This is a genomic window from Saccharothrix sp. CB00851 (assembly GCF_001905065.1).
GTDB lineage: Bacteria > Actinomycetota > Actinomycetes > Mycobacteriales > Pseudonocardiaceae > Actinosynnema.
Map to the genome: position 1 here is coordinate 163,152 of NZ_LWLC01000056.1, position 19,577 is coordinate 182,728.

The following is a 19,577-nucleotide window of genomic DNA, read 5'->3' on the forward strand; positions in this document are numbered from 1 at the left end:
CGATCGGCCTCAGCTGCTCTTGAACCGGTTGCCGTCGTCGGTCGTCAGCCTGGCCAGGTAGTCCTGCGCGGTGACCGACTGCGACAGCGCCGCCGACTGTCCCGCCCAGAGATTGACGTATCGCGAGTCGTCGCGCGCGGCGGCGGCTCGGCGCAAGGGCTGCATCAACGCGTTCTGCACCGGGTACTCGGGCACAGTGGCCTCCTCCGCCGTGAGTTCCCGGATCAGGGGGTTGATGATCGCCCGTGCGTGGCGGCCGGAGAACAGCCGGGTGAGCACGGTGATCCGGGCGTCGGGGCCGGTGAGGGCAGCCTTGTGGACGAGGCTTGCCCCTGACTGCGTCGTCGCCAGGAAGCCGGTTCCGACCTGCACGCCTGCGGCGCCGAGCGCGTGCGCCGCGCGCACACCGCGGCGGTCGGCGATTCCGCCTGCCGCGACGACAGGGATGCTGACGGCATCGACCACTTGCGGAACGAGCGAGAAGGTACCGACGAGCGACTCGGCGACCGGCCGCAGGAAGGCGCCCCGATGCCCGCCGGCGTCGCTGCCGGAGGCGACCACGATGTCGAGCCCCGCGGCTTCCACGGCCACTGCTTCGTCCACGGTGGTGGCGGTGCCGATCGTCACGATCCCGTGGCGGCGCGCCTCGGTCACCACGTCGACCGACGGCACGCCCATGACGAAACTGATCACCGGTGGCCGCGCTGCCAGCAGGGCGTCGATCTGATCGTCGAAAACCGGCGGGGGTGCGTACGAGGTCGGCGCCGACATGCCGAGCCGCTCGTAGAGCGGCCGGAGCCGTTCGAGGTCCGCCGGTGCCGGGCGCAGGTCTGCCTCCCGCGGGTGTGGCACCCACAGGTTCACGTTGAACGGCCGGCCCCCGGACACCGCCGACTTCAGGTCGGCGACGAGCGCCGTGATCGAGTCGGGATCGAGGTGGTGCGCGCCGAACGAACCGAGGCCACCGGCGTCGCTGACCGCGGCGGTGAGCGCGACGTTGGACAGGCCACCGCCGAACGGACCCTGGATGATCGGGACGTCGACGCCGAGCAGTCCGGTCAGGCGGGCGCTCATGCCGCACCGGCCAGTCGGCCGTGGCTCAGCTCGACCGCGACCCGGGCGACCCGGCGCCCGAGGTGTTCGGCGGTGCGCAGGTCGGCCGGCGCGGGTGCATCGTCCGGGCCGGCGTCGGAGGGCGCTTGCGCCATCGCGCCGAGGAAGCCGCCCAGTCGGTTGAGATCTTCCACATCACCGTCGCTGGTGTAGAGCCAGCCGGGCGGCAGGCCGAGTGAGACCCAGTGCATGCCGTGTTGGGCGGCGAACACCGCCAGCGACGAGAGGGTGTTCAGCTTGTCCCCGTTGACACCAGCGGACGTGGTGAACCCTGCGGCGATCTTGTCACGCCAGCCCTGCTGCGCCCAGACCGGCCCGCTGGCCTCGGCGAAGGCCTGGAAGACGGCGGACTGGCTGCCCATGTAGGTCGGCGTGCCGAAGATGATCGCTTCGGCCTCGGCGAGCGCCTGCCACAGGGGCTCGTCCGGTACGGCGATGTTGTGCAGGGTGGCGGTGACACCGGGGACCGATGCCGCACCGGATGCGACGGCTTGAGCCTGGCGTGCGGTGTGGCCGTAGCCGCTGTGGTACGCGATGACGACACTGATCGACATGTCGCTCTCCTTCCGAGAGATGCCGCCAAGGTAGACGACCGGTCAACTAAAAGATAGTTGACCGCCCGTATACTCACCGCATGGGCCGAACCAGCACCGCTCGTGACCGGCTACGCGACAGCGCCTGTGAGCTCCTGCACACCCGCGGCTACGCGGCCATCGGCGTAGCCGAGATCTGCACCAGGGCCGATGTCCGCAAGGGCAGCTTCTACCACTTCTTCGAGTCCAAGCAGGCACTCACCATCGAAGTGATCGACACCCATTGGCAAGCGCAGCGGACCGCCTGGCGTCAGCTGCTCAGCGGACCTGAACCGGCTGTCGAACGCCTTGAGCGGCTCGTCGCCTGGCTCGTCGGGACACAGCAGGAGACGTGGCAGGAAACCGGCCGGGTCGACGGGTGCCTGCTGGGCAACCTCGCAGTCGAACTGAGCAATCAGGAGGTCGCCGTTCAGCAGCACCTCACCGCCGCCTTCGACGAACAGGCCGAACTGGTCCACGCGGCACTCGCCGAGGGCGCGCAGGACGGCAGCGTCGCCCCCGGATACGCCGACCGGACCACCGCGCGGGCCGTGGTCGCGCAGATCGAAGGCGCCGTGCTGCTGGCCAAACTCGCCGGCGACGTGGGACCGCTCGACGGTCTGTGGCCGCACGTACGACGACTGGTGACGGTCGACCCGGCAGCCGGGTAGTCAATCGGTCACCTGGTCGGCTCGGTGACCGGCGGTCAGCCGTGCCGCCTGGGGCGCGATCGACTACACCGAGACGGTCGATGAGCACCTGGCCCCGGCACGGGCGCGGTGCCCGGTCGGAACGGCCCAGCCGCTGGTCCGGTCTGATCACTGGCGTGCGAGCGCGTCCCAGAAGGCCAGGTTGTGCTCCGCCGCCCGGTCGAACGGGCCGATCCGGCGGAGGTCGAGGCCTTGCACGTACGGCGTGGCGTCCGCCGGGTCGACGCGGGGCCACGCCGGCAGGCCGGGCCGGTTGGGATCGCCGGTGGTCGCGAAGCGGGCCCAATAGTCGATCATCCGGTCGCCGAGGCGGCGTTGTGCGGTGGTCAGGACCGCGTCGTCGGAGCGCAGGTCGAACAGGTACCGCAGCTCGGAGCCGTGTGCGGCGAGCGGCTCGTGACCGGACGGGAACTCGGGGATCGCCGGAGCCGTGCGGTCGAGGAACTCGTAGGCGTACACCGGCATCTCGGCCGCGAACCGGTGATCCGCGGCGCGTTGCAGCCACGCCCAGTCGAGGTCGGTCATGATCGCGGCCAGTGCCCGCACCGCGGAGCCGGCGTGTTCCTCGAGCGGGTACTGCTGTGCGACCGCCGCGGCGTCCGGACCGAAGTGCCCGGTCAACGCGGTCAGGTAGCCGTCGGGGCCGAGATCGGGGAACAGCAGCGGCGCGAAGAACGTGCCCTCGTCACGGGTGATGCCGGTCAGCAGCGGCACGTGGTTGAACCGCCCGGCCGGCACCGCCACCGCGGGGTCCTCCGGCAGGACCGTGTTCCCGAAGGCGGGCAAGGGAAACGCCGGCGCGGCGAGCAGGTCCGACACGGGCTTGCCACGCAGGCACTCGAGCGTCGTGCAGCCCAGACCGGCGGCGACGTTCCGGCCATGCCCCTGCTGCCACTCGTGCGGCACGAACAGCGGCACGTCCAGTAGCGGCCGCAAGCCCACGCCGGCGGAGGAACCCGGTACACAGGGCGTGCTCTGGGCGATCGCCCGCTGGAACAACCCGGCCGCGCCCGGCGACACGAGTTGCGCGCACACCGAGTGCGCCCCGGCGGACTCCCCGGCCAGGGTGACGTTGTCCGGGTCGCCACCGAACCCCGCGATGTTCCGCCGCACCCAGCGCAGCGCCGCCTGCTGGTCCTCGATACCGAACGCGCCGCCGTTCGCGAGCCCGGGGAAGCCGAAGAAGCCGAGGTTGCCCAGCCGGTAGTTGACGGTCACCACGACCAGACCGCCTCGCCTGACCAGCCGGGTCGGCAGGTAGTCGCTACCGGCGCCGTTCATGAGCCCGCCACCGTGCAGCCACACCAGCACCGGCGCCTTCCTGGCCCCACGCGGTGCGGTGACGTCGAGGTAGAGGCAATCCTCGCTGGCACTGGCCGGTCGGCCGCCGACACTGGCTTGTGGACAGCGATCGCCCGGCCGGGTCGCGTCCAGGACACCGGACCACGGCACCGGCGGCACGGGTGAGTGCCAGCGCAGGTCACCCACCGGCGGCGCGGCGTAGGGAATCCCCTCGTAGGAACGGACATTCGCGTTCGTGGTGCCCCGCACCAGACCGGCGTCGGTACGCACCGCGGCGTGGTCGCTCGCCACGGCCGGCGCGGCACCCAGCACCAACGCACCGACCGCGACCACCACACCCAGGAGTTGTTTCATGATCCAGACAGTGGCAGTCGGACCGACCGGACACATCAACCGATCGATTGAAGCTCAAGCTCCGGTCGGTCATCGGCCGATGGCAGCCGGGCCGCACCGACGGCCGGCACGAACCTCCCTCCACATGAGCACCGCTCGCGGCGATCGAACGCGCGGCCGCCGGACGAGGGCTCCGGGTACGTGGACGGTCGGTCAGCCGATGTGGTGGCGGCGGTGCCACGGGGTCGGCGGGCCGGTGCGCAGCCGGGTGTCGTCGGCTTCGTCGTAGATCACGAGCTCGGTGTTGCCGATGGTGAGGGCGACCGCGATGTCGCGGACCTCGTCGTCCTCGATGTCGTCGTGGACGAACCACTCGAGCAGGTCGACAGCGCGTACGGTCTGGCCGCGCAAGAGCACCAGTTCGGACGCGATGTCATCGCGCCAGATCCATCGGAGGTTGCGCGAGACCACCGGTCGGGTCGGATCGACGGTGTTCCAGGTGATGGACACGTCGAAGGCCGCTTTGTGGTTGATCTCGACCTGCTCGCCCTCGAAGTCCAGCAGCACCGGGCACTGGGTGAACCACCTGTCCGTTTCCGGGTCCACCGTCAGCCAACCGCGGGTGAGCACCCGGCCGACCAGGCCACGCAGCCGCTCACCGTGCTCGGCTCGCACGACCCGCCACCCGCGCAGCCATCGCGGCTCGTACCCGTCGATGCCGTAGTCGAACTCCACACCGCTGCTGTCGCTTCGGTCTCATCGTCTGTTAGCCGCACTTGCCGCAGGCCGTCGCGACGTCGACCTGCGACACCGGCGCCTTCCCGACGACGTCGGGTACGCGGCTTAGGATGCGCTCGTACTCGGTTGGGGGGAACCATGTCGGATCCGTTTGAGAGATTCGCGCCGCAGGAACACGGCTTGGCACCGGAGAGGCCGTCGACCGGCGTCCTGCGGACGCTGCTCGTGGTCGGCGTGGTGCTGATCTTCGTCGTGGGCCTGGCGGTCTACTACGTGACCATGTTGCCGGAGCCCGACCACACCGCCGACACACGACCGGTTCCCCTCTCCGGCAGCCGGGCGCCGGACCCGAACGAACCCGTCGTCGGTGCGTGCGTGCGGCTGACGGGTTCGGTCCCGGACGCGGAGTACAGCGCGGTGGACTGTGCCGCGGGCACGCACAACTACGTCGTCGGCAGCCTCCAGCGCAAGGGCGAGGACTGCGGGTCGGCCTCCGGCACGAACAAGGACCAGTACGCGCGGTACATGTGGAGCGGCGCGCTCGGGCTGTGTCTGGTACCCGTGTTCGCAGACGGCCAGTGCTACCGGCTGGGCCTGTTCCAGGCGGAGATGCCGAAGAGCGAGTGCACCGGGTTGAGCGCGCGGGTACAGGTCCTCACGAACTCGCTCGACAAGACGGCCTGCCGCCCCGGCACGTTCGAATCGTTCGCGTACCCGGAGGTGACGACCACCTACTGCTTCTCGATACCGTGACGCGATCGCGTTTCAGCGGTCGCGGTGGACGATGGTTCGGGCGAGGTCGGTCAGTTCCGCCGCCGCGCGGGGTCGGGGGTTGACCGAGTCGAGCTTGTGCAGGGCCTGGGTGAGGAGCAGTTCCGCCTGTTGCTCGCTCCAGGACCGGCCGCCGGCGGCCTCGATCAGTCGAGCCGCGCGGGCCGGTTCGGCGGCGATGCGATGGCCGTCGCCCTCGTACAGCGCGGCGAGTTCCCGGCCCGCGGCCGTGTCGGAGTTCAGCGCGGCGACCACGGGTAAGGACTTCTTGCGGGCGCGCAGGTCGCCGTGCACCGGTTTGCCGGTCACCGCCGGGTCGCCCCAGATCCCCAGGAGGTCGTCGACGTGTTGGAACGCCACCCCGAGGTGGAGGCCGAAGTCACGCAGCCCCGCGACCGCGGCGGGCTCGGCGCCGGCGAACGAGGCACCCAGGGCGCAGGCGCAGGCCAGCAGACCGGCCGTCTTGCGCTCCGCCATCGCCACGCACTCCGCCACGCTGATGTCGTGCCGGTCCTCGAAGGCGAGATCGGCGTGTTCGCCGTCGACCAGGCCGAGCACCGTGGCGTTGAGCGTGCGCACACCGTCCAGGGCGGCCGGGTGGCCGCCGGCGGCGAGCACGTCGAAGGCCAGCGCCAGCAGGGCGTCCCCGGTCAGGATGGCGTCGCGCACGCCGAAGACGTGCCACGCCGCCGGTCGGTGCCGCCGGGTCCGGTCGCCGTCGAGCACGTCGTCGTGCAGCAGGGTGAAGTTGTGCACCAGTTCCACCGCTGTGGCGGCCGGTACGGCGGCGGTCGCCGCACCGCCGACCGCCTCGGCCGCCAGCAGGGCCAGGACCGGGCGGATGGCCTTGCCGCCGGCCGCGTCGGTCGGCTCGCCGTGCTCGTCCCACCACCCCAGGTGGTAGCCGGCGACCCGGCGCACGGCAGCGGGCAACCCGTCGACCGCGGCACGCAGGGCCGGCTGCACCATGCCGAGACCCCACGACAGGACCTCGCTCACCTTCCGGGCCCGGGCGATGGCTTCGTGCGGCACAACGAACCTCCGGTCGGTCGGACGGGAAGCCGCCGTGGGGTCGCGCCCGCCGGTCAGGCGAGTTGACGGTCCACGACGGACGGTGAGAGCACGTGCTGGACCACCATCGCGGCCGCGCCGAGGACGCCCGCGTCGTCACCCACCTGGGACGGGACGATGCGCAGGTTCTCGGTGGCGAGCGGCAGTGAACGCCGGTAGATCGCCTCGCGCACCCCGGCGAGCAGCATCTCGCCGGCCAGCGCGAGGGTGCCGCCGACGACGATCAGCGACGGGTTGAACATGCTCACGCAGGCGGCGAGGACGTCGCCGATGGTGCGGCCCGCCTGCCGGACGAGCTGGCCGGCTTCGAGGTTTCCCGCCCGCACCAGCGTGACGACGTCGGCGCTGGTGTGGGCGTCGATGCCCTTGGCGCGCAACGCGGCGGCGATGGCCGAGCCGCTGGCGACGGCTTCGAGGCAGCCGGTGTTGCCGCAGCGGCACGGCACGTCGCCCGCGTACGGGGCGGCGATGTGGCCGAGGTCGCCTGCCGCGCCCACGGCGCCGCGGTGCAGCTCGCCGTTGCTGATGAAACCGGAACCTATACCGGTGGCCACCTTCACCACGATGACGTGGTCGGCGTCCGGGAAGCACTTCGTGTGCTCGCCCAACGCCATCAGGTTCACCTCGTTGTCCACCAGGACCGGGACGCCGAGCTCGGCGGTGACGCGACCGGGGACGTCGTAGTTGTCCCACCCGGGCATGATCGGCGGGTTGTTCGGTCGACCGGTCGAGTGCTCGACCGGTCCGGGCAGACCGATGCCGACCCCGGCGAGCTGCACCGAGTCGAGCCCGGCTTCGCCGAGCAACGCCCTCCAGGTCTTGATCAGCACCGGCAGGACGACGGCGGGACCGTCGGCGACGTCCAGCTCGATGCGGCGCACGGCGAGCGGCGAGCTGGTCAGGTCCGTCACCGCCACGGTGGCGTGCGTGGCTCCCACTTCGGCGGCGAGGACGACCCTCGCCCGTGCGTTGAACACGAAGCGGCCCGCCGGTCGACCGCCGGTCGACGCCTCGCTGCCCCCTTCACTGACCAAGCCGGCGTCGAGCAGGGCATCCAACCTGGCCCGCACGGTCGACCGGGCCAGGCCGGTCACCGAAGTCAGCTCGGTGCGGGTACGTGGCACGCCGTCGCGGAGCAGGCGCAACAGCTCGCCGGCTGAGGCGGCTCCGGGGAAGGGGTCTTCTTTCACGCCCCGATTGAACCAGAGACCCGGGACATATGCCGTACTTCGCCGAAACCTACGCGACTTTTGATTGACATCCGCCATTAGCCTCCCTACGGTTCGCCACATGACTGTGACCCAGCTAACTCACCCGGCAGAGAGCGGTCGTACCGGGCCTCGGACCCTGCGGATCGCCGTGGTGGGTGCCGGGTTCATGGGCCGGGTGCACGCCGAAGCGGCGAGGCGTGCGGGTGCCGAGGTCGTCGCCGCGGTGGCCGGCACCGCGACCGGTGCGGCCGACGCCGCGAAGGCCGTCGGCGCGGAACGCGGCTACGCCGACCTGGACGCACTGCTGGCCGAGGCAGGCGCCGACGTGGTGCACGTGTGCACGCCCAACGTCCGGCACGCCGAGGCGGTCGACGCCGCGCTGGCCGCGGGTGCGCACGTCATCTGCGAGAAGCCGCTGGCCACCGGTGTCGAGGACGCCACCGCGCTGGCCGGCGCCGCGCAGGCCGCCGGTCGGGTGGCGGCGGTGCCGTTCGTCTACCGGCTCCACCCGATGGTCCGCGAGCTGCGGGCGAGGCTGGCGGCCGGTCAGGCCGGTGTGGTGTCCACGGTCAGCGGCGGGTACCTGCAGGACTGGTTGTCCCGGCCGACCGACGACGACTGGCGGGTCGACCCGGCGGTCGGCGGCCCCTCGCGGGCGTTCGCCGACATCGGCTCGCACTGGTGCGACCTGGTCGAGTTCGTGACCGGTGACCGGATCCACCGGCTGTCCGCGCAGACGGTGGCCGTCCAGCCGCGACCGCGTTCGTGGGCCACGCCGACCGAGGACGCGGCGGTCGTGCAGTTCACCACCGGGTCCGGGGTGCTGGGCACGATGGTGGTCTCGCAGGTCGCGGCCGGCCGGAAGAACCGACTGCACCTGGAGGTCTCCGGCACCGAGGCCAGCTTCGCGTTCGACCAGGAGGACCCGGAGCGGTTGTGGGTGGGCGGGCGCGGCGGCAACCAGGTGCTGTTGCGCGACCCCGAAGCCCTGTCGCCGTCGGCGGCCCGGTACGCGCGCCTGCCGGCCGGGCACGCGCAGGGTTACCAGGACTGCTTCGACGCCTTCGTCGCCGACACCTACCGCGCCGTGCTGGGCGAGGACCTGCCGGACGGGCTGCCGACCTTCGCCGACGGCCTGCGGGCGGTCCGCGTCACCGACGCGGTCCTGACCTCCGCCGCGTCCGCCGGGGCGTGGATCGAGGTGGATCGATGACCGCCGACGGGGACGTCGTCGTCCGGCTCACCGGGATCACCAAGAGCTTCCTCGGGGTGCCCGTGCTGCGCGGTGTCGACCTGGAGCTGCGCGCGGGCGAGGTGCACGCGCTGATGGGGGAGAACGGGGCGGGCAAGTCCACGTTGCTCAAAGTTCTCGCGGGCGTGCACCGGCCCGACTCGGGCCGGATCGAGGTCGACGGTGAGCCGGTCGTGTTCGCCACGCCCCGCGACGCCCAGCGGGCGGGCATCGCGATCATCCACCAGGAGTTCAACCTGCTGGAGCACCGCACCGTCGCGGAGAACGTCTACCTCGGCCGCGAGCCGGTCCGCCGGGGACAGGTGGACCGCCGGAAGATGGAGGCCGACACCCGGCGCCTGCTGGACTGGCTCGGCGAGGAGGGGATCGACCCGGCCGAGACCGTCACCCGGCTGTCGGTGGCGCGCAAGCAGGTCGTGGAGATCGTCAAGGCGCTGTCCACCGACGCCAGGGTGCTGGCGATGGACGAGCCGACCGCCGCGTTGGCCGACCACGAGGTGGAGCTGCTGTACGACCTGGTCGACCGGTTGCGCGCCAGGGGCATCGCGATCCTCTACGTCTCGCACCGGATGCGCGAGGTGTTCGACCTGAGCAAGCGGATCACGGTGCTCAAGGACGGCGCGTTCGTCACCTGCGCCCTCACCCGCGAGTTCACCTCGGACCAGCTCGTGCGCCACATGGTCGGGCGCTCGCTCGACGCCCTCTACCCCGATCGCGCGACACCCGAGGATCTCGGCGAGGTGCGGCTGGCGTTGCGCGGCGCGGGCAACGACCGGGTCCGCGGCATCACGTTCGAGCTGCGCGCGGGCGAGATCGTCGGCATCGCCGGGTTGCAGGGTTCCGGGCGGTCCGCGATCGCGCGGGCGATCTGGGGTGTCGAGCCGTTCACCACCGGCACGCTCGAAGTCGACGGCGTCGAGCGGCGGATCACCGACCCGCGTGCGGCCGTGCGGCTGGGCATCGGTTATGTCACCGAGGACCGCAAGGGCGAAGGGCTGGCGTTGCGGCAGTCCATCCGGGACAACGCCCTGCTGGTCCGCCGCGCGGCGCTGACCGGCGGCCCGGGGCGGCGCAAGTCCGACCTCGGCGAGCTGTTGAAGTCGGTCGCGGTCGTGGCGCGGGGTGAGCACCAGGAGGTGCGCTACCTGTCCGGCGGCAACCAGCAGAAGGTCGTGCTGGCCAAGTGGCTGGCCGTCGGACCGCGCGTGCTGGTCGTGGACGAGCCGACGCGCGGCATCGACGTCGGCGCGAAGCAGGCGGTGCACCGGTTGCTGCGCGACCTGGCGCGCAACGGGGTCGCGATCCTGATGATCTCCTCCGAACTGCCCGAGCTGATCGGCCTGAGCGATCGGGTCCTGGTCGTCCACGAGGGCGTGATCGCGGGCGAACTGCCCGCGGGCGCCGGTGAGGAAGCCGTCATGGGCCTGGCCACCGGGCACACCACGGGAGAAGTGGCATGAGCGTCGTGCAGGAGAAGGCCAAGCTCGCGAACCTCGTCCGGCGCGACGGCGGTCGCCGGTTCGGCTTCACCCCGACCGTCACGGTCTACCTGGCGCTGGTGGCCCTGCTGGTGGTCGGCAGCGTCCTGGTCGCCCTCGACGGCGGCGTGCTGCTCGACCAGGGCGGCATCCTCAACATCCTGACCCGCAGCACCGTGCTGGGGCTGGTCGCGGTCGGCCAGACCATCGTGATCATCACCGGGTCGCTGGACCTGTCCGTCGCCTACCTGGTCGGGCTGTGCTCGCTCGTCGCGGCCGAGACCATGGCGGGCAGCGAGGGGATGATGGTGCCCGGTGTGCTGCTGGCGCTCGGCGTCGCCGCGGTCGTCGGCCTGGTCAACGGCCTGGTCGTCACCGTGCTCAAGGTCAACGCGTTCATCGCGACCCTCGGCGTGGCGCTGATCCTGCGCGGCTACCTGGAGGACAACTACACCGGCCCGGCGGGCAGCGTGCCGCGCGCCTTCCAGCACCTCGGGTTCGACCGCATCGGCCCCGTCCCGATCGGCGTGCTGCTCATGCTGCTCGTCGCGGCGGCGGCGTGGTGGTACCTCAAGCGCACCCGCGCCGGCTACCACACCTACGCGGTCGGCGGCGACATCGACGTGGCGCGTCTGTCGGGCGTGCGCACCGGCCGCACGATCGTCACCGCCCACGTGCTGTGCGCGGTCGCCGCCGGGCTGGCCGGGGTGTTCCTGGCCAGCCGGCTCGGGTCCGGCGCGCCGTACGTCGGCACGGACGCCGGTTACGACCTGGAGTCCATCGCGGCCGTCGTGCTCGGCGGCGCGGCGCTGGCGGGCGGTCGGGGCGGTGTCGTCGGCACGATCGGCGGCGTCCTCATCCTGGCCACCCTCGACACCGTCTTCGACGACCTCGCGGTCGACCCGTTCTTCAAGGACGTGGTGCGCGGCGTCGTCCTCATCGTCGCGGTGGCGCTCTACGCCCGCCGCAAGCTGACCAGGAGGTCCGCGTGACCGCGCCGACCACGTGGCGTCCCCGCCTGGCCGAGGGCACCGCACCCGTGCTGGCGGTGCTGGCCGTGCTGCTGGTGGCGCTGGCCTTCACCGGTCCCGCCTACGCCGAACCCACCGGCTACCTGGCGCTGCTCAAGCGCGCCGCGCCGCTGGTGCTGCTGGCCATCGGCCAGTACTTCGTCATCGTCTCCGGCGGGTTCGACCTGTCGGTGGGCTCGCTGGTCACCGCCGAGGTGGTGATCGCCGCCCGGCTGATCGAAGGCGACGACGCGAACACGGCGTGGGTGATCGCGCTGCTGCTGGGCTTCGGCCTGCTGGTCGGCCTGGTCAACGGGCTGGTCACGACCAAGCTGCTGGTGCCGTCGTTCATCGTGACCCTCGGGATGCTGCTCATCCTCGACGGAGCGGTGTTCCTGTGGACCGGCGGCGCGCCGCGCGGCGCGCTGTCACCGTCGTTCCGCGTGTTCGGCCGCGGCGGTGTCGACCTGCCGGTCCTGGGCCACCTGCCGTGGTCGGTGGTCATCCTGCTGGCCGTCCTCGTCGCCGCGGTGCTGTTCATGCGCAGCGGCACCGGTCGCACGCTCGTCGCGGTGGGGGACAACGCGAACTCGGTCCGCCTCGCGGGCGGGCGGGTGGACCGGCTCAAGGTGCTGGCGTTCGCGCTGTCCGGTCTGCTCGCGGCGCTGGCCGCGATCCTGCTCGGCGGGTTCGCCGGCGTGTCGGCGCAGGTCGGCGAGGGACTGGAGTTCCGCGCCATCACCGCCGTCGTCCTCGGCGGCGTCCTGCTCGGCGGCGGTAAGGGTTCCGTCGTCGCCGCGGCCGCCGGCGCGCTGACCCTCGAAGCCCTGTTCTCGCTGCTCAACCTGCTCGGCGTCGCCGGCGCGCTGGAGTCCGCCGTCCAGGGCGTGATCATCATCGCCGCCGTCGCCTACGCCGCCCTCGGCGTCAACCAGAAGCTCGGGTTCCGGCGCCGCGCCGGCACACCCGAGCCCGCTGCCCGCTAGTACCGGCCGCACAAGGAGAGAACCGATGAACAGGAAGTGGTCCGTCGTGGCCGTCGCGGGCCTGCTGGCCGTGGCCGGCTGCAGCAGCGACCTGCCCGCCGACACCGGAGCGACCGGCACGACGGGCGCGTCGAAGGCCGCCGGCGCGAGGTCGGAGTTCTTCGACCAGGCAGAGTACGAGCGCCAGTTGAAGTTCCGGTCGACCACCGCCGAAGGCCCGGCCGACAAGCCGTGGGAGCAGATGCTCGCGCCGGAGCTGGTCGACACGGCGAAGTTCGCCAAGCCGGGCGGCGACTACCACCTGTGCTTCTCCAACGCGGCGGTCAACAACCCGTGGCGGCAGGTCGGGTTCACCACGATGAAGGAGGAGGTGAAGCTGCACCCGGAGATCACCAAGTTCACCGTGCTCGACGCGGAGGGCAAGGACGACAAGCAGATCAGCGACATCCAGTCGTTCGCCTCCCAGGGGTGCAGCGCGCTGGTCGTGTCGCCGAACACCACCGCCACGCTGACCCCCGCCATCGAGGCGGCGTGCCAGACGAACGTGCCGGTGATCGTGTTCGACCGGGGCGTCAACACGTCCTGCCCGGTCACGTTCATCCACCCGATCGGCGGGTTCGCGTTCGGCGCGGACGGCGCGGAGTTCCTGAAGGAGAAGGTCAAGGCGGGTGGCAAGGTCTTGGCCCTGCGGATCCTGCCCGGTGTCGACGTGCTGGAGCAGCGGTGGGCGGCGGCCAACGAGATCTTCTCCGGCAGCGGGTTGGAGGTCGTCGGCGTCGAGTTCACCGACGGTGACGCGGCCAAGACCAAGAGCATCGTCAACGACTACATCCAGCGCGAGGGACAGATCGACGGCGTGTGGATGGACGCGGGCGCGACCGCCGTAGCCGCCGTGGAGGCGTTCCAGGACGCGGGCGTGCCGATCCCGGCGTTCGTCGGCGAGGACCAGCAGGACTTCCTGCGCACCTGGGCGGCCGAGAAGATGACCGCCGTCGCCCCGACCTACCCGACCTACCAGTGGCGCACCCCGGTCATCGCCGCGCTGAAGATCCTCAACGGTCAGCAGGTGCCCAAGGAGTGGGTGCTGCCGCAGCCGAAGATCACCGAGGACAGGCTCACGGACTTCGTCCAGCAGGACATGCCGCCGCTGCACTACGCCATGTGCGGCTGCGAGTCGATGGCCGGCTACCCCGCGCCCTGGAAGTAGGACCCGCTACCCGGCCCGGAGGGAGGAACTGTGCACGCGATCGGTGTGAGCACGTGGGTCTGGACGTCACCCCTGCGCGACGCGACGCTCGCCGAACTGGCCACGCGGGTGGCCGGGTGGGGGTTCGACGTGCTCGAACTCCCGGTGGAGGAAGTCGACGACTGGGACCCGGCGCACGCCACGCGCGTGCTGGCCGACCACGGGCTCGCCGCGACCGTGTGCCTGGTGATGCCGCCGGGCCGGGAACTGGTCACGGCCGACCCCGCGACCGTCACCGCCACCCAGGACTACCTGCGGCGGGTCGTGGACATCGCGGCGGAGGTGGGCTCGCCGGTCATCGCGGGTCCGGCCTACGCGTCGGTCGGCCGCACGTGGCGCATGACGGGCCAGGAGCGGCACGACCGGATCGCCGAACTGCGCGACAACCTCGCGCCGGTGGTCGAGCACGCCCGTGCGGCGGGCGTGCGGGTCGCCGTCGAACCCCTCAACCGCTACGAGACCAGCCTGCTCAACACCATCGGGCAGACCCTCGCGGCCCTGGACGGCCTGCCCGAGGACGGCTGCGGCGTCGCGGTCGACACCTACCACCAGAACATCGAGGAGAAGCACGTCGGTGACGCGATCCGGTCGGCCGCCGGTCGGATCGCGCACGTGCAGGTGTGCGGCAACGACCGGGGCGCACCCGGCGACGACCACCTCGACTGGCCCGACATCGTCACCGCGCTCGCCCAGGCCGACTACACCGGGCCGCTGTGCATCGAGTCCTTCACCGGCGAGAACGCGAGCATCGCCACCGCCGCGTCCATCTGGCGCCCGCTCGCGCCGACCCAGGACGCGCTCGCCGTGGACGGGCTGAAGTTCCTCAGGGAGGTGATCGGCACCGGCTGACCGGCGTCACCCACAACTCACCGGCGCCGGCACGCCGGACGGAACAGAAAGCGTGTGGAGGATCGTGAGAACCCCTGTATTCCGCTTGCGCACTGTCTTCGGTCTCGTGTCGGCGCTGCTCGTCCTGGCCGGGTCGGTGACGGCGACCGCGGCGGCGCACCCCGGCCACGACGCACCGGCCGAGTTCCGAGCCCTGCTGTTCACCAAGACCGCCGCCGGCGCCTACCGGCACGACTCGATCCCGGCCGGCGTGGCGATGGTCGAGAAGCTCGCCGCCGACCACCACTTCGACGTGGTGCACAGCGAGGACGCCAACCAGTTCACCGACGCGAACCTGGCCGGGTTCGACGTCGTCATCATGCTTCAGAACGGCGGCATGGTCTGGGACACCGACGCGCAGCGCGCGGCCGTGAAGAAGTTCGTCAACGACGGCGGCGGCATCGTCGCCATCCACAACGCGACCGACATGAACATCGAGTCGTCCTTCCCCTGGTGGGACGACTTCGTCAACGGCGGCGCGCACATGACCGCGCACTCCGCCAACGGCCTCACCGCCACCGCCTACCAGGTCGACGAGGTGCACGAGTCGACCAGGCACCTGCCGGACCGCTGGCGCAAGGCCGAGGAGTGGTACAACTTCAAGCCGAGCATGCGCGGCAAGGTGCACCCGCTGGTCGAGGTGGACGAGAAGACCTACGACCCGGGTTCCGAGGCCATGGGCCACGACCACCCGATCTCGTGGTGCCGTGACGCCGAGGGCGGCCGGGTCTGGGCGACCGGCATGGGCCACAACGCCGCCGACTACACCGAGCCGAACTTCGTCGCGCACGTGCTGGGCGGCATCCGCACCGCCGCGGGCGTCGTGCCGTCCGACTGCGGCGCCACGGTCGACACCAGCTTCGAGAAGGTGACGCTGGACGACGCCACCCGCGCGCCGACCTCACTGGACATCGCGCCGGACGGGCGGGTGTTCCACACCGAGCTGCTCGGCGAGGTCCGGGTGCACGACCCCGCCACCGACACCACCTCGACGGCGTTGTCCCTGCCCGTCTACAGCGGCGGCGAGGACGGCCTGGTGTCGCTGGCGCTGGCACCGGACTTCGCCACCAGCAACCACGTCTACGTGTACTACTCCCCGGCGGGCACCGCCGAGATCAACCGGCTGTCCCGGTTCACCGCGCAGGGCAACGTGATCAGCCCCGACAGCGAGAAGGTCCTGCTGGAGGTGCCCGCGTCGCGCCGGGAGGAGCCCGGCCACACCGGCGGCTACCTGGAGTTCGGGCCGAACGGCAACCTCTACGTCGGTGTCGGTGACGACACCAACCCGTTCCAGTCCAGCGGGTACGCGCCGATCGACGAACGCCCGGGTCGCGACCTGTTCGACGCGCAGAAGACCTCGGCGAACACCAACGACCTGCGGGGCAAGGTCCTGCGCATCCACCCGGAGCCGGACGGCACCTACACCATCCCCGCGGGCAACATGTTCCCGCCGGGCACGGAGAAGACGCGGTCCGAGATCTACGCGATGGGCTTCCGCAACCCGTTCCGCTTCAACGTCGCCTCCGACGGAACGCTCTACCTGGCCGACTACGGTCCGGACGCGGGCGGGGACAACCCGGCGCGCGGCCCCGGCGGCTTGGTCGAGTGGAACGTCATCAAGGAGCCCGGCAACTACGGCTGGCCGTACTGCGTCGGCAACAACACCCCGTTCAACGACTTCGACTTCGCCACGAACACCTCCAAGGCGAAGTTCGACTGCGCGAACCCGGTGAACGACTCGCCGAACAACACCGGCCTGACGAATCTGCCCGCCGTCAAGGCCGCGACCGTCTGGTACGGCAACGGCGCCGAAGGTGACGAGTTCCCCGAGATGGGCACCGGCGGCGAGGCGCCGATGGCGGGCCCGCGCTACGAGTTCGACCCGAACCTGGCCTCGGACGTCAAGTTCCCGCAGTACTACGACGGCAAGCCGTTCTTCTACGACTGGGCGCGCAACAAGTTCTGGACGTTCTCGCAGGACGACCAGGGCGGCCTGCTCAAGATCAACGAGTGGTTCAAGGGCGCCGCGCCGCTGGCCCCGATGGACATGAAGTTCGGCCCGGACGGCGCCCTGTACGTCGTGGAGTGGGGCGGCGGCTACGGCCGTGACAACCCCGACTCCGGCATCTACCGGATCGACTACACGCAGGGCAACCGGCGGCCGACCGCGAAGGCGACGGCGACACCGTCCTCGGGCCAGGCGCCGCTGCCGGTCAAGTTCTCCGCCACGCAGTCGTCCGACCCCGAGGGCACCCCGCTGACCTACGCGTGGACCTTCGGCGACGGCGGCATGTCCACCGAGGCCGAGCCGACGCACACCTACCAGTCCAACGGCGTCCACAACGCCCAGCTCACCGTGACCGACGCGTCCGGCAAGACCGGCGTGACCAACGTCCAGGTGACGGTCGGCAACACCGCGCCCTCGGTGCGGATGACCTCACCGGTCGACGGCGGGTTCTTCGACTTCGGCGACGAGGTGGCGTTCGACCTCGACATCACCGACCCCGAAGACGGCGAACCGGACTGCTCGAAGGCGGTCCTCCAGCCCGCGCTCGGCCACGAGGCGCACGCGCACCCGATCGACCCGATCCACGCGTGTGAGGGCGAGTTCGCCACCCTGGTCGACGAGGGCCACGCCGACGCGGACATCTTCTACTCCGTCGACGCGTCCTACACCGACAGTGGTTCGGGCGCCCTGCCGCCGCTGGTCGGCCGCGACCTCGCGGTGATCCAGCCCAAGCACAAGCAGGCCGAGTTCCACCAGGAGTCCTCGGGCATCATCGTCACGCCCGATGTCGCCGCCGAGTCGGGCAAGAGGGTCGGCGACCTCGGCGACGGCGACTGGATCGCCTTCACCCCGGTGAACTTCCACCAGATCGACCGCGTCACCGCGCGAGTGGCATCCGCGAGCGCGGGCGGCTCGATCGAACTGCGCAAGGACTCGCCGACCGGTGACCTGCTGGCCACCATCGCGGTGCCCGAGACCGGCGGCCTCGACCGGTACGCGACCGCGCCGGACGTGGCGGTCACCGACCCCGGTGGCACGGTCAAGCTGGTCGCGGTGTTCCGCGGCCCGGACAACCAGGTCACGCTCGACTCGTTCACGTTCATCGGCAAGGGCGTGTCCGTCAACGCCGCGCCGCACGTGGTCGTCACCGCCGACCCGGCGACCGGCGCCGCGCCGTTCACCACCGAGCTCACCGCCACGGCGAGCGACCCGGAGAACGACGCGCCGTTCACCTACGCGTGGGACCTCGGCGACGGCACCACCGCGTCCGGCGCCACGGTGCAGCACACCTACGCCCGCAACGGCACCTACCACGCGTCGGTGACGGTCACCGACGCCGCGGGCCGGTCCAAGAAGGTGTCCACCCCGGTCGTCGTGCGCACCCCGCCGATGCCACCGATCACCTGCGACACCCCGAACCCGGACACCCCGGTCAACGACGAGTTCGACGGTGACCGGCTCGACGGTTGCCGCTGGGACGCCGTCGTCCGACCGGACCTCGCGTCCATGAGCATGGCCGACGGCCTGCTCAGCGTCCGGACGCTGCCCGGCGACATCAACGGCGGCAACAACGACGACCCGCGCAACTTCATCCTCCAGAACGCGCCCGAGGGCGACTGGACGCTGGAGACGAGGATGGCCGCACCGCTGGTCGAGCAGTGGCAGCTGGCCGGGTTCATGGTGTACGGCAACGACGACGACTACGTGAAGTTCGACGTCGTCGCGCGCAACGCCCCGGGCCAGGCCGTGACGCTGGGCGCGGAACTCGTCGCCGAGAACAACGGCCAGTTCGGCAACGGCGGCAACCGGGGCATCACCATCGGCACACCGGAGAGCGGGTGGTGGCACCTGCGGCTGAAGAAGACCGGCAACACCTACAGCGGCGAGATCAGCGACGGCGGCACCAACTGGACCTCGCTCGGCGACCCGGTCACCAACGACGTGCCGAACGCCAAGTTCGGCCTGATGGCGATCGGCCCGAGCCAAACCACGGGCCCGGTGACGGTCGACTTCGACTACTTCCGGGTGTCCGGCCTCGACACGACCGCGCCGGAGGTCACCGCGACGGTGAACCCGGCCGAGCCCGACGGCACGGACGGCTGGTGGACCACGCCGCCGACGGTGACCCTCACCGCGGCGGACGCCGGATCGGGCGTGGCCCGCACCGAGTACCGCATCGGCGACGGTGAGTGGGCGCAGTACAGCGCGCCGTTCCCGGTCACCGGCGACGGCACGCACACGGTGCACTACCGGGCCACGGACCTGCGCGGCAACACCTCGCAGGCCGGTGAGGTGACGGTCAAGGTGGACGCGACCTCACCGACCGTGAAGGTCACCGGCCTGCACGACGGCGTGAGCTACGGCCACGCCGAGGACAAGGCGGTCTCCTGGCAGGCCGACGACACCACCGCCGGGATCGCGACGGTCACCGCCACGCTCGACGGCAGACCCATCACCTCGGGCACGACCATCGCCCTGCACACCCTCGCGCTCGGCGCGCACACCCTGGCGCTGACCGCGACCGACAAGGCGGGCAACAAGCGTGACGTGACGGTGTCGTTCACCGTCACCACCTCGCTGCCCGACCTCCAGGCGCTGGTCGACCGGTTCGCCGCGGAACGACGGATCCCGTCGTCCACCGCACGGGGCCTCGACCGCGACCTGGACGACGCCCGCCGGCTGCTGTTCGAGGGCAGGACCGGCAAGGCGATCGAGGAGCTGGAGAGCTTCCGCCACACGGTCTCCCGCAGGGTGGGCGACCTCGCCGTGCGCGACCTACTCGTCGCCGACACCGACGTGGTGATCGCGGCGCTGCGGAGCCAGGCGGGCGGTAGCTGACCGCGGTGGCCGGAGCCGCCGCGCTCCGGTCGACCCGCACGTGGGAGCGG

15 protein-coding genes are annotated in these 19,577 nt (G+C 71.3%); 9 read left to right on the forward strand and 6 right to left on the reverse strand.

Going from position 1 to position 19,577, the window contains the following annotated elements:
* Positions 1 to 9: 9 nt before the first annotated feature.
* Together A6A25_RS37905 and A6A25_RS37910 are read right to left on the reverse strand one after the other, a co-directional pair.
* Entirely contained in the window at positions 10 to 1,074 is a 1,065-nt protein-coding gene (locus A6A25_RS37905) for an NAD(P)H-dependent flavin oxidoreductase (protein WP_073898713.1), read from the reverse strand.
* A complete protein-coding gene (locus tag A6A25_RS37910; protein ID WP_073898715.1) occupies positions 1,071 to 1,667 on the reverse strand; it encodes a flavodoxin family protein in 597 nt (198 codons plus the stop codon). The genes A6A25_RS37905 and A6A25_RS37910 overlap by 4 nt, the downstream gene beginning before the upstream one ends.
* An 80-nt stretch (positions 1,668 to 1,747) precedes the next feature.
* Here A6A25_RS37910 and A6A25_RS37915 point away from each other — a divergent pair, with 80 nt between their 5' ends.
* Positions 1,748 to 2,356 carry a TetR/AcrR family transcriptional regulator gene (locus A6A25_RS37915; RefSeq protein WP_073898717.1) on the forward strand — a complete coding sequence of 203 codons (609 nt, stop codon included), beginning with the start codon at positions 1,748 to 1,750 and terminating at the stop codon, positions 2,354 to 2,356.
* A 147-nt stretch (positions 2,357 to 2,503) separates the two neighbouring features.
* Here the strand turns inward: A6A25_RS37915 and A6A25_RS37920 are convergent, their stop codons facing one another.
* Positions 2,504 to 4,051 (reverse strand): carboxylesterase/lipase family protein, encoded by a 1,548-nt coding sequence (locus A6A25_RS37920; RefSeq protein ID WP_083668991.1) that lies wholly within the window; start codon positions 4,049 to 4,051, stop codon positions 2,504 to 2,506.
* A 192-nt stretch (positions 4,052 to 4,243) separates the two neighbouring features.
* Complete coding sequence (locus A6A25_RS37925) at positions 4,244 to 4,765, reverse strand: hypothetical protein (RefSeq protein ID WP_073898719.1); 522 nt, start codon at positions 4,763 to 4,765, stop codon at positions 4,244 to 4,246.
* A 183-nt stretch (positions 4,766 to 4,948) separates the two neighbouring features.
* Here A6A25_RS37925 and A6A25_RS37930 point away from each other — a divergent pair, with 183 nt between their 5' ends.
* On the forward strand, positions 4,949 to 5,521 hold the full coding sequence (locus tag A6A25_RS37930) for an LppU/SCO3897 family protein (RefSeq protein ID WP_073898721.1): 573 nt from the start codon (positions 4,949 to 4,951) through the stop codon (positions 5,519 to 5,521).
* Positions 5,522 to 5,533: 12 nt separating this feature from the next.
* Here the strand turns inward: A6A25_RS37930 and A6A25_RS37935 are convergent, their stop codons facing one another.
* Entirely contained in the window at positions 5,534 to 6,571 is a 1,038-nt protein-coding gene (locus A6A25_RS37935) for a family 2 encapsulin nanocompartment cargo protein polyprenyl transferase (protein WP_073898723.1), read from the reverse strand.
* 53 nt (positions 6,572 to 6,624) lie between these two features.
* A complete protein-coding gene (locus A6A25_RS37940) occupies positions 6,625 to 7,800 on the reverse strand; it encodes an ROK family transcriptional regulator (protein WP_073898725.1) in 1,176 nt (391 codons plus the stop codon).
* A 100-nt stretch (positions 7,801 to 7,900) separates the two neighbouring features.
* On the opposite strand from A6A25_RS37940, the gene A6A25_RS37945 reads away from it, so the two are divergent.
* The 7 genes from A6A25_RS37945 to A6A25_RS37975 all read left to right on the forward strand — a co-directional run bounded on the left by A6A25_RS37945 (position 7,901) and on the right by A6A25_RS37975 (position 19,527).
* Positions 7,901 to 9,034, forward strand: a complete 1,134-nt coding sequence (locus tag A6A25_RS37945; RefSeq protein WP_073898727.1) for a Gfo/Idh/MocA family protein — start codon at positions 7,901 to 7,903, stop codon at positions 9,032 to 9,034.
* Positions 9,031 to 10,533: a sugar ABC transporter ATP-binding protein gene (locus tag A6A25_RS37950; RefSeq protein ID WP_073898729.1), complete on the forward strand. Its 1,503-nt coding sequence runs from the start codon at positions 9,031 to 9,033 to the stop codon at positions 10,531 to 10,533. The genes A6A25_RS37945 and A6A25_RS37950 overlap by 4 nt, the downstream gene beginning before the upstream one ends.
* A complete protein-coding gene (locus A6A25_RS37955; RefSeq protein WP_073898731.1) occupies positions 10,530 to 11,543 on the forward strand; it encodes an ABC transporter permease in 1,014 nt (337 codons plus the stop codon). The genes A6A25_RS37950 and A6A25_RS37955 overlap by 4 nt, the downstream gene beginning before the upstream one ends.
* Complete coding sequence (locus A6A25_RS37960; RefSeq protein WP_073898733.1) at positions 11,540 to 12,547, forward strand: ABC transporter permease; 1,008 nt, start codon at positions 11,540 to 11,542, stop codon at positions 12,545 to 12,547. Before A6A25_RS37955 ends, A6A25_RS37960 begins: the two co-directional genes overlap by 4 nt.
* 25 nt (positions 12,548 to 12,572) lie before the next feature.
* Complete coding sequence (locus A6A25_RS37965) at positions 12,573 to 13,754, forward strand: substrate-binding domain-containing protein (protein WP_073898735.1); 1,182 nt, start codon at positions 12,573 to 12,575, stop codon at positions 13,752 to 13,754.
* A 30-nt stretch (positions 13,755 to 13,784) separates the two neighbouring features.
* Positions 13,785 to 14,642 carry a sugar phosphate isomerase/epimerase family protein gene (locus tag A6A25_RS37970; protein ID WP_073898737.1) on the forward strand — a complete coding sequence of 286 codons (858 nt, stop codon included), beginning with the start codon at positions 13,785 to 13,787 and terminating at the stop codon, positions 14,640 to 14,642.
* A gap of 85 nt (positions 14,643 to 14,727) precedes the next feature.
* Complete coding sequence (locus tag A6A25_RS37975) at positions 14,728 to 19,527, forward strand: ThuA domain-containing protein (protein WP_073898739.1); 4,800 nt, start codon at positions 14,728 to 14,730, stop codon at positions 19,525 to 19,527.
* Positions 19,528 to 19,577 lie beyond the last annotated feature (50 nt).